Source organism: Pseudoalteromonas rubra (assembly GCF_000967655.1).
In the GTDB taxonomy this organism is placed as follows: Bacteria; Pseudomonadota; Gammaproteobacteria; order Enterobacterales; family Alteromonadaceae; genus Pseudoalteromonas; species Pseudoalteromonas rubra_A.
Genome location: NZ_JXYA01000001.1, coordinates 179043 through 189565 on the forward strand (window position 1 = coordinate 179043; position 10523 = coordinate 189565).

At 49.6% G+C, this 10523-nt stretch carries 12 protein-coding genes; 5 read left to right on the forward strand and 7 right to left on the reverse strand.

From position 1 onward, the window contains the following. Positions 1-13: 13 nt before the first annotated feature. From TW77_RS00860 to TW77_RS00875, 4 genes are all read right to left on the reverse strand, one after another. On the reverse strand, positions 14-1717 hold the full coding sequence (locus TW77_RS00860) for an efflux RND transporter periplasmic adaptor subunit (protein ID WP_046003068.1): 1704 nt from the start codon (positions 1715-1717) through the stop codon (positions 14-16). After that, positions 1710-3044 carry a TolC family protein gene (locus tag TW77_RS00865; RefSeq protein ID WP_082078777.1) on the reverse strand — a complete coding sequence of 445 codons (1335 nt, stop codon included), beginning with the start codon at positions 3042-3044 and terminating at the stop codon, positions 1710-1712. The genes TW77_RS00860 and TW77_RS00865 overlap by 8 nt, the downstream gene beginning before the upstream one ends. Then, a complete protein-coding gene (locus TW77_RS00870) occupies positions 3044-3532 on the reverse strand; it encodes a DUF411 domain-containing protein (RefSeq protein ID WP_052712981.1) in 489 nt (162 codons plus the stop codon). The genes TW77_RS00865 and TW77_RS00870 overlap by 1 nt, the downstream gene beginning before the upstream one ends. Positions 3533-3681: 149 nt before the next feature. Beyond that, complete coding sequence (locus TW77_RS00875; RefSeq protein WP_046003069.1) at positions 3682-4089, reverse strand: hypothetical protein; 408 nt, start codon at positions 4087-4089, stop codon at positions 3682-3684. Between the two features lie 121 nt (positions 4090-4210). Here TW77_RS00875 and TW77_RS00880 point away from each other — a divergent pair, with 121 nt between their 5' ends. The 5 genes from TW77_RS00880 (at position 4211) to TW77_RS00900 (ending at position 7970) form a co-directional block, all read left to right on the forward strand. Beyond that, complete coding sequence (locus tag TW77_RS00880; RefSeq protein WP_052712982.1) at positions 4211-5056, forward strand: hypothetical protein; 846 nt, start codon at positions 4211-4213, stop codon at positions 5054-5056. 154 nt (positions 5057-5210) lie between these two features. Next, on the forward strand, positions 5211-5840 hold the full coding sequence (gene upp / locus TW77_RS00885; RefSeq protein ID WP_046003070.1) for a uracil phosphoribosyltransferase: 630 nt from the start codon (positions 5211-5213) through the stop codon (positions 5838-5840). 10 nt (positions 5841-5850) lie between these two features. Beyond that, entirely contained in the window at positions 5851-7086 is a 1236-nt protein-coding gene (locus TW77_RS00890; protein ID WP_046003071.1) for a uracil-xanthine permease family protein, read from the forward strand. Between the two features lie 259 nt (positions 7087-7345). Then, the gene (cspE, locus tag TW77_RS00895; RefSeq protein ID WP_046003072.1) at positions 7346-7558 is read left to right on the forward strand and encodes a transcription antiterminator/RNA stability regulator CspE; all 213 of its coding nucleotides are present in this window, start codon (positions 7346-7348) and stop codon (positions 7556-7558) included. A 208-nt stretch (positions 7559-7766) separates the two neighbouring features. Further along, positions 7767-7970 (forward strand): hypothetical protein, encoded by a 204-nt coding sequence (locus tag TW77_RS00900; protein ID WP_046003073.1) that lies wholly within the window; start codon positions 7767-7769, stop codon positions 7968-7970. A 169-nt stretch (positions 7971-8139) separates the two neighbouring features. On the opposite strand, the gene TW77_RS00905 is transcribed toward TW77_RS00900, so the two are convergent. From TW77_RS00905 to TW77_RS00915, 3 genes are all read right to left on the reverse strand, one after another. Then, positions 8140-8529: a DUF6746 family protein gene (locus TW77_RS00905; protein WP_046003074.1), complete on the reverse strand. Its 390-nt coding sequence runs from the start codon at positions 8527-8529 to the stop codon at positions 8140-8142. A 276-nt stretch (positions 8530-8805) separates the two neighbouring features. Then, on the reverse strand, positions 8806-9330 hold the full coding sequence (locus TW77_RS00910; protein ID WP_046003075.1) for a cytochrome b: 525 nt from the start codon (positions 9328-9330) through the stop codon (positions 8806-8808). Next, a complete protein-coding gene (locus tag TW77_RS00915; RefSeq protein ID WP_240479439.1) occupies positions 9327-10292 on the reverse strand; it encodes a catalase family peroxidase in 966 nt (321 codons plus the stop codon). The genes TW77_RS00910 and TW77_RS00915 overlap by 4 nt, the downstream gene beginning before the upstream one ends. Between the last annotated feature and the right edge of the window lie 231 nt (positions 10293-10523).

Consider the following 10523-nt stretch of genomic DNA (forward strand, 5'->3'; position numbering starts at 1 on the left):
TAATACTCCTGGCTTAATGATGCGCATGTTCAGACATGGCTGAGTCTGGCTCGCCGTGCTGCATCTGGGTCACAACAAAGTCATCCCCCACTTCAAAGGTAAAGGTTATCTGATCGCCAACATTAAACGCACTCAGATCAATATCTTCGGCTATCACAAAGTCCATGGTGGCCGCTGCCCGACCCCATTTTTCTATGGCACCGCGATGGATAGTGGCGATACGAGACGCGGCATCTATTGCCTTGATATGGCCGTCCACGGTCGCCGTTGGCAAAGTCGGTTCCGCCATGATATGAATGGTGGTGATTTCATACCCGGCATCCGTTTTGGTAACCTCAAAATGCAGCGACTGACCAGTTTTTAGCCCACTGCTGTCGAGCGTCTCGGCAAGTTGAAAGTCCATGGTCATTTCGGGCCATTCCCACTCGGGCACGGCATCATGGGTTATGTTGATCACGTCCGATTGCGCCTCATAGTGGTTTACAGTGCCGGCCATCCAGACCTGAGTTGGTTTTGCATCCGCACTCATACGCTTAAAGTCAGAGTTTTTGCTGGACTCCGAATCAATCAGGAAGTGAGCCGAGGTGACGACCCGATCGTCCTGCTGAAGTCCTTCGAGGATCTCCGTGCTTTGCAGCCCTACTCGGCCCAAAGTAACGGCCACAGATTTAAAGCGTCCGTCGCCCAACGCCACAACCACCCTGTCCTGCTTGCCGGTGCGGATCACCGCCTCGCTCGGCACTTGCATGGCTTGTGCTTTGCTACCGGCCTGAATTTGTACCTGAGCAAACATGTTAGGTTTCAGTTGCCCTGCTGCATTGTCAAACTTCAAACGCACCCGCAGGGTCCGGGTGGTTTCATTGAGGGTTGGATAAACATAATCTACATTGCCCTGCCAACGCGCACCGGGCAGATAATCCAGCGTCATGGTAACGGGCTGACCGGCTTTCACCAGCGCGGTATCGCGCTCGAATACTTCGGCTTCCACCCAGACCTGATCCAGCTGGGCGATGCTCATCAGGGTATTACCCGGATTGACATAAAACCCTTCGCGGATCTTCAGCTCGGCTATCACGCCGCTTTGGCGAGCATAGAAAGTGATGGTCTGACGCACCTGACGCTGCGCCTCTAAACTGGCGATAAAATCGGCCGACAATTGCAGCGCCATTAAACGCTCGCGTGCCGCTTTGATCAGAGTGGCATTGTTACGATTTAGCGCAATCAAAAATTCTTCCTGCGCATTCACCAGCTGCGGTGAATAGAGCGAATACAAAGGCTGCCCCTGCTCCACCGGCTCGCCGGCCGCTTTGATGTACAGCGTTTCAACCCAGCCATCGACGCGCGGGTGAATGTGTACCAATTTGTCTTCGTCATATTGTACGTAACCGACCGTCGAAATCGTGCTGTGCATCGGCCCCACCTCAACCGCAGCGGTTCTCACGCCCAGGTTGTTCACCACTTCAGGAGATATCGTAACTGCCCCTGCCACCTGTTCTTCACTCTCGGCATAAACAGGCACCAGATCCATGCCCATGGGCGACTTACCGGGTTTATCACGACGATAATTACTGTCCATTGGTGCCACCCAGTAGAGCGGCTTATTGCTATCGGCCTCTGCATCAGCGGTGTGAGAGGGTGTAGCGGTCAGCGTCATCAGGGCATAGCTCAGCGCGCCCCCTGATAAGCCAGCTAGCAATAGTTTCAGCGTATTATTCATCATTCACTCCTGGCTGATAGGTGGTGAGGTAATAGTTCAGTCTGACAACGGTTTTAAGGGCATCGACGTCAATTTGTTTGGCCGCCACCCTGGCATTGAGCTCGGCAATGCGAGCACGCACGACCTCGGCAAAATCGCCGTTATCATTGGTATATGCGGTAAGTGCAGCTTCTGCCTGTTCATGTGTTTGTTGCAGTAACTGCTCCCGATACAAGGTCTGACGCTCTGACAATCGCCTGAGCTGGCTCGCCTCTTTTTCAACCTGACCGGACAGCTCACGCAGCAACAGCAATTTATCGGTTTTGATGGCTTCGCGATTTGACTGAGCTGAGTTCAGCCACTGGTCCTGACGGTTGTCGGTAAATAAAGGCACATCCAGCGTCACCCCCAGCGAAAAGAAGTCGGCGCGGCTGCTGCCATCTGGCATATCACTGCGATATCCATAACTGGCATTCACGCCCCACTGCGGCTTATATTGCTGGCGAGCAATTGCAACCCCTTTGCCAGCCGCCTCAATACGTACATCCTGCGCCAGCACCACCGGATGACTGGTAAGCCGTTCCAGTAGTCGCTCTGCATCCGGCTTGCCTTGTACAAAAATAGCCGGAACAGCCACTTTTAGCTGAGGCAAAGTCTCTGGCAGATTGATATCAGACCAGGCGATATGCGCCTGAGCGCCTCGCAGCCAGGCCAGCAGCTGTGCACGCGCAGATTCCCGTTTTTGGTATTCAACACTGAGACGGTCGTCGAGCTGTAACAACTCCAGCTGCGCGCGGATCACATCCTGCTGGCGGGTACGCCCGACCACATTGGCATAACTGGCTTTACTGACATCGACCAGTTGCTCAAACAGGGCTTTGTCCTGCTCAATCAAAGCAATGGTACGCTCGGCCAGGTAGGTATCGAGCCATAGCTGACTGACTTGTGCCCGGATCTGCGCAACCCGATCGGCGCGCAGCAGCGGGTACTCTTCACTGGCAATCTGTAGCTGCTCGCGTTTAAGTGCCAGCTCATCACCACGGCCAAACTGTTGGCTCACGCCCACCTTAAGCTGGGTCATTGCCTCGCGGTCGTGTTGCCAGCCATCCACCGGCAGATTCATCATAGACAAGGACACTTTGGGGTCGGGTAGCGTACCGGCGGCAAGACCTTGCGCATAGGTGGCTTGCTGCTGATGGTGGCGTTTTTGCAATAAAGGATCCTGAGCAATTGCCTGCTCTATGGCTTTTTGTAAAGGCAAACTGGTAGAGGCCTGCACAGAGCTGGTTGCCATTATCACTGCGCCCAACAACGCGTAACGGGCTGTTGCAGGAATTAAAAACGACATCAAAACTGCTCCTCATAGGTATCAATTTGCGCATAAACCTGATGGCTGCCATCTTTCATCAGCATTAAGACCTGGTATGGCATAAAGCGCTCATCCACTTCCATGCCAGGCGAGCCCAGTGGCATGGCAGGCACACTCAGCCCAATGGCATCCGCTTTAGGGTTGGCCAGAAACTGCTGAATAAACTTAGCCGGGACATGCCCTTCAAATACCCAGCCGTCATGGCTGAGCGCGGTGTGACAAGAGCGGTAACGCGGTGCAATACCGTGACGTGATTTAAGCGCACTTAAAGACGCCAACTCCCTTCCCTGCGCCGCAACGCCTTGCGCCAACAGGTGCGACAGCCACTTTTTACAGCAGCCACAGGTTGGCGTTTTATAAACAGTTAACGCCTGTAACGGGCCCGGCCGAGCCTGGCTGCTCAGGCTCAGCAGCGAGAACAAACAGGCGCTCAGAAATAGACCATATTGATTGGTAGTAAAAGACATCATTTGCCTCCGTCTTCTTCTGCCTGCCCATTCAAATAACGAAAGCAGGTCAGAATCATATAAACATCACACTGCAAAGCGCAGTGAAATCATTTTAAGAAGTTGGATTGACAGGTCAGGCGCCGAATTTCAGACGCACTTCACCTGGGTCAGGCAAAAATGGGGGGGCGATATAAGGACTGAGCGACGGCAATGGGGAGTTGATCGCCATGCCAAATTGCAGCCAGGAACACTAAGTCTGTAGTAAGAGAAAATTCCGCAACAGGCAGCAGCTGCGCACTACCGCAAGCGTGCGTCAGGCATATGCAATCACTGTCATCATCACAGCAGTCCATTTGCTGCTGCGTGTGACTCATCTTGCTATGGTCATGCTTGAACTGAACAGAGGTGTCCGTTACTTCTGGCGATGCAGCTTCATGGTGATGCTGCATCATGACTGTGTGCATATCATGACCCTGCATATGTGCTTCACACGCCATTACAGCATTCGCCATACCTTGTACAATAAAGGCAAGCAAAGCGGCTATCATCAGTAATGTGGCGGAGAATTTGCTCATAGGGTCCTCGGTTTATCGCTGTGAATTCTCACATAAACGACAAAAAAAGAAAAGCTTTAGCCTGGCAGCCGCGGTTAATTGCCTATACTGTCAAAGACGTGGCTTTAATGGTAGTAAACTTGTGTGGGTGGTAAAGCGCTTCTTTTATTTGATATTACTCGTGCAGCTCAGCCCCTGCGTGGCTGCGCAAACCAGCCAGCAGGCAAGGCCCGAACTGCACATCACTTTGCCGGTACGCCAGGTCAAATTACAAAAGTACCTGAGCGAGTTACTCCACGAATCGCTCTATGCTCTGGGCTACAACCTGACCCTCACCATGACCCCCAACCCTTTATATAAACGTGAGTCACGTCTGCTCCAAAGTGGCAAGATCACGATGATCATGCGCCTGGCAACCCCCCAGCGTGATGCCACTTTTCATAAGGTCGCAGTGCCGCTTACACAAGGCCTGATAGGCAAACGGCTGCTACTCATTCATCAGCGCAATCAGGCGCGCTTTGACGCGGTGACGTCGCTGGAGGCTTTTCGCAGCAGCAAGCTAGTTGGCGTCTTTGCACCGGGCTGGTACGACACCCAAATCTGGCAGGCTAATCACCTGCCCTATATTGAAAGTGCCAGCGACCATTCGACCATTTTAAGAATGCTCACCGATGGCAATCGAGGTTTTGATTACTTTTCTCGGGGGCTAAACGAAATAGATGACTACACCCTGAGTAACGGTCTGATCATAGAGCCACATTTGGTACTGAGCTACCCGCTAGACTTTCACTTTTACCTGCACCCCGAGAACAAAGTCCATATTTCTATTCTCACACGTGCATTAGAGCAGGCGCGCGACAGCGGCTTGCAAGCACAGTTGCTGCGCAAGCACTTTGGCTATCTGCAACAACGCCACAGACTATCGCAGCGACGTGTTATCTCCCTTGCACTACCAGCCGTGCCAGCGCAATCTGTGCCACTTCCATGACCATCACATTGAGCCATTGCAGGGCCCTCAGGTTTTTGTATTTAACCCTGTAAACTACACCTAACTCATTGAATAAATTATTTGCGTTATCTCAGGGTAATTCTTGATTAGCTAAGCTAAAATAGCGATACATTTTATCTGGAGTATCTTTTCAATGAGCATTCATGTAATCAAACACCCCCTTGTACAACATAAACTTGGCCTGATGCGTGAGCATGGGATCAGCACAAAAAGCTTTCGCGAGTTATGTCAGGAAGTGGGTACCCTGCTGACCTATGAAGCAACTAAGGACATTCCATTAGAAGATATCACCATCAAGGGCTGGCAGGGAGACGACCTGACAGTACAACACATTAAAGGCAAGAAAATTACCGTTGTGCCAATCCTGCGCGCTGGGCTGGGTATGATGGAAGGCGTGATGCAGTTAATTCCAAGCGCCAAGGTCAGTGTGGTTGGCCTGCAACGCAACGAGGAAACGCTTGAGCCTGTACCCTATTTTGAGAAGCTGGTTGGTAACATTGAAGAGCGCATGAGCCTGGTAATTGACCCTATGCTGGCCACCGGTGGCTCTATGATTGCCACCATCGACATGCTGAAAAAAGCCGGCTGTAAAGAGATCAAAGTCATTGTGCTGGTTGCGGCACCTGAAGGCGTAGACAAAACCCTGGAAGCCCACCCAGACGTAGAGATTTTCACCGCTTCACTGGACAGCCACCTGAATGAAAAAGGCTACATAGTGCCAGGCCTTGGCGATGCCGGCGATAAAATCTTTGGCACAGTGTAGGACATTCTGAATGTCCAATACGTCTTTCACATCGCTTAAAACCATTGTCAGCGGTGCCCAGATGCTGTTTGTCGCCTTTGGCGCGCTGGTACTGGTGCCCTTGCTGACCGGCCTGGACCCCAACGTTGCGCTGTTTACCGCAGGCCTGGGCACTTTGGTGTTCCAGTTTGTGACGCGTGGTCAGGTGCCGGTTTTTCTGGCCTCTTCCTTTGCTTTTATCGCGCCCATCATTGCCAGCGTGCAGGTGTGGGGGATCCCCGCGACCATGGGTGGACTCATGGCTGCCGGGTTTGCCTACATTTTACTGAGCTTGCTGGTGCGCTTTAAGGGCGCTGACATCCTGCATAAAATCTTACCTCCTGTTGTTGTCGGTCCGGTGATCATGGTGATTGGCCTGGCGCTTGCCCCTGTTGCCGTTAATATGGCCATGGGCAAAAGTGGCGATGGCAGTGTGCAGCTGGTTGCCTACGAGCAGGCGATGATCATTTCACTCTTGTCACTCGTTGTGACCTTAGTGGTTGCCGTCACCGCTAAAGGGATTTTTCGTCTCATTCCCATCCTGGCAGGGATTATCACCGGGTATGCCTTGTCGCTGTTTTTCGGCATAGTGCAGTTTGATGCCGTGACCAATGCCAGCTGGCTGGCCGTTCCCGCGTTTGTCTGGCCGGAGTTTTACTGGCCTGCCATCCTGTTTATGGTGCCCGTGGCGATTGCTCCGGCCATTGAACACATAGGCGATATGATGGCTATCAGTAACGTAACTGGTAAAGATTACCTGGAAAAACCTGGCCTGCACCGCACCTTACTGGGCGACGGCCTGGCCACCTCTACGGCCTCTTTGTTTGGTGGCCCACCTAATACCACCTACTCAGAAGTCACCGGGGCGGTGATGCTTACCCGTAACTTCAACCCTCAGGTCATGACCTGGACGGCAGTGATAGCCATCGTACTGGCCTTTGTTGGTAAGATGGGTGCTGGACTACAGACCATTCCAACCCCGGTTATGGGCGGAATTATGACCCTGTTATTCGGTTCTATTGCTGTGGTTGGTCTAAACACACTGGTTAAGTCAGACACTGACCTCAGTGCACCGCGTAACCTGAGTATCATCGCTCTGATCCTGGTGTTCGGTATTGGTGGTATGCAACTTGGCAGCACCGAGTTTAGCCTGCAAGGGGTGAGCCTGTGTGCCATTTTGGGCATTGTGCTGAATTTGCTGCTACCCAATCCTAAGCAAGAAGACTAACTAAGTTGATAATAATGCTCAGCATAACCGGCTATGCTGAGCATTATAAAATCTAAAAATAAAATAAAGTGCTATCTATTCACTCAATATGCTGTATAGTGGGTCACAGCTCAAACAGCTGAGCTATTAATGAATATTTAGTACAAGCTTTCCCAGTTTCTTTTCGATTTACTTCGTCATACTTACCCTGCGATATCTTTTCCTTCATTACAGATTTAGTAGCTTCAATTTAAATTTTATCGATTATATCGAGGTATGTATGTCTAATAAAACAACTGGTTCAGTAAAATGGTTTAACGAATCTAAAGGCTTTGGCTTTATCACACCTGACAATGGCGGCGCAGATGTGTTTGTACACTTCAGAGCAATTGAAGGTGATGGTTTTAAAACTCTGGTTGAAGGGCAAAAAGTAGCTTTCAATTCAGAACAAGGCGCCAAAGGCCCACAAGCTGCCAACGTCACTGCAGCTTAATATCATAATAAAGGGATGTGTTGTTTAAAGCGCATATCCCTTTATGTAACCCCAAAAATACGGCTGAAATGCTAACCAGAAATTAATTCTCTATTTCTGACCCCTCCATATAGAAAACTGGCGTACAAAGTTAATCGTTATTACCGCATTATCAATTTGACCGGCCCGTATTTCTCATAAAACCTTATCTATCAAATTGAGACTTAGCATGCGAAAGCAATCAAAGAAAACTGCCAATAAAGGGCGAAAAATTAGTTTTGAAGAAAAGCTCGAAAAAATGGTGAATGAATATCGCCAGGAAAAAGAGTCTCTTGAATTATTAAATGAAGACGCCCCCGAATATCAAAATCAGCTTGAAAAATGCAACAAGCTTTTTGCCAATGTAGAGCGTTTTTTGAACCGAAATCGCTGATCTGCACGCCCTTATTCCATTGGGCTTAGCACTGCCTTACACCAGGCAAATCAAAGCGCGACACGCCTGATAAACAGCTTCCTGACTCGAGCTTCAATAATCACAATATGAATACGAGCCAGCCAGGCTGGCTCGTCACTTTTAAAAGTGTGCAGCTCAGGGGGTCGAATTAGAAGCCCTTAATAAAAGTATCTGCCATCACAAAGTACTGATTAAGATACTTGCGGGTTTCTTCTTTGCGATTTCTTTCTGAATTAATGTGAATATTTTCAACCACAACCGCAATGTCTTCTGCCAGCTTTTTCTTGTCACCAATCAGGTTAAGCGTGAAAAACTCAACGCTCTTCTCAAGGGTATACGTGATCACATGGATCTCCTGAAGCTCGTCCGCCCCCAGGTCTCGTTTACTTCTAATTTCCGATGTTTTTTCAATAAAGATCTTTCTCGCATCCTCAACCGAAGTCACATCTGCGATTTTGAGGTGCTGAATAGATTTTTCATCTGCATGGGCGGAAAAAGCAAGTACAGCGCTCATAAGCAATACAATTAACGTTTTCATTTAATCTCTCTAGCGTTGAAATATAAGGTTCAAAAAGGTGGTTTGTGAGTATGACGTACTGACAAAACAGGTCAACTGATGGGCGCTATTTAACCGCCCATTACCGGCTTAGGAAGTGGCGAGGTAAAGCCCCCGGAACCAGCTGTGCGACTACCGGTTATGGCAACCCGCGCACTACAATTGGCCCTGTCTGTTAGTGACTTCGACAAGCTCAAACTAAAACCGCATTACTCTATCAGTATTAGACGTTGAGCAAAGCTAAAAATTTATCATTTGTTAGATCATCCGCCTGAGTGTGTTGTCTTTTTTAATGAACTGATGATATATCACGCCACCAAGGTGTAATAAAATCAGTGCAATTAAACCAGCTGCCAGCAAACCATGCAGCTCTCTGGCCATCGAATACAAAACGATATTGCTCTGCTCAGCCACAGGAAGGCTAAAGAGCCCGAAAATACTAACTGGCCTGCTTGCAAAGTACTGAGATAATAAACCTGTCACTGGAATGCCAGCCATCAACACATACATTAGCCCGTGCACCGTGTCTGCCACCTTATTTTTCCAGCCTGGCTCGTTGTGCAATGCCCGATTGGCTGGATGAGTGAATTTAAAGGCAACTCTCAAACAAAAGAGCCCAAGCACAATAAACCCAACCGCTTTATGTAACCCCAACACATTTAACTGCCACCCCTCCAAAGACCGGATCATGAGCAGTCCGGAAACAAGCATAAACGCTAATAAGACAGCCATGAGCCAATGTGTAGTGCGAAGTGCCAAACTATACTTTGAATCGGTCATCATTGAAGTGCCTCCAGTAACTTTTCCTTCGCCCGGCGTCGGTAGGATTCTGCATAAGCCGCTGAGCGGGCTCTTAATATGGGATCAGCCGTTGCCGACATACCACTTGGTAAAGTTAAAGGATCGAAATTTATTGACTGGCACTGTGCATTGAGGTCCATATCAATTTGCTCAATGGCTACCTCGCCCGCAACAACACGTTGCCTGTCCTCTGGCCAGCTCACAGCAGGATCATTCTCATCATCCGTCTCTTCTGACAGGATAAAAATCCAGTTGAATTTTACGGACCCCTTCAATAATCTGGCTGACAGCTCGTCGAACAACGCATTGTCGGTATCCGATGTCACGTCCATAGGATGCCCCTGGGGTTCAAAATACCAACGCACCGCGCGTTTTTCTCCTTGTGAATTTTCAAGGTAAAATGCATTGATGCTGTGATAGCGCTCCAGCGCTAAGCTCTGGTTTGGTGTGTAGCTCGCCTTCCAGTTTAAGAAGTCTTGCGTCTCAGGGTGTGCGTTAAAAAACGCTTTGAGTGCTTGCGGACCGCTTTTTATTGCAGCGATTTGTTGATAAAAATCATGCGGGTTCGACACCGCCATCACAGGTGGCGTATTCATCGCGATGCGCCATTGCTGCGTTGGGCTGATATTGAAACTGACAGCCAGACTCCTGACGGGTGACTTCAGATCAGGCGCGGTGGGATTATTACCGGCGATAGAAAAGCGCCCAATAAAGGGCGTTGTGCCTTGCGCAAAAATCGGCACCTGGGTTAAGGCAGACAGTTGCCCACTGGGCTCAAAATACCCCGTAACACAAGCCCCTTTAGCGTGCGCTCTGCGAAACCCGGCAAAGCTGGTATTACCTTGCTGTAAATTAACAAACTGTTGTGCTGTGACTTGCTCTGCTGAAAAAGCATAACTGGCAGGCAGTAACATGCTCAGGTAGACCATATGGAAAAGACGCACAATACCTCCGTAAAGAATAACACTCAAAATCCGGCACAATCGTGATCATTGCGCTCAAAAAAGGGGACCGGTCAGACCAGTTTCCTGTTTCAGGAATACGTCCTTAAATCGTGAGCAGTTCATTTTGTGGCAATCAAAATCCAGGCATAAAAAACCCAGCTAAAAAGCTGGGTTATAAAAAGTGGGTCCAGTGGACGGACTCTTAACTTGCATCAGTGCCACGCCCGGCGT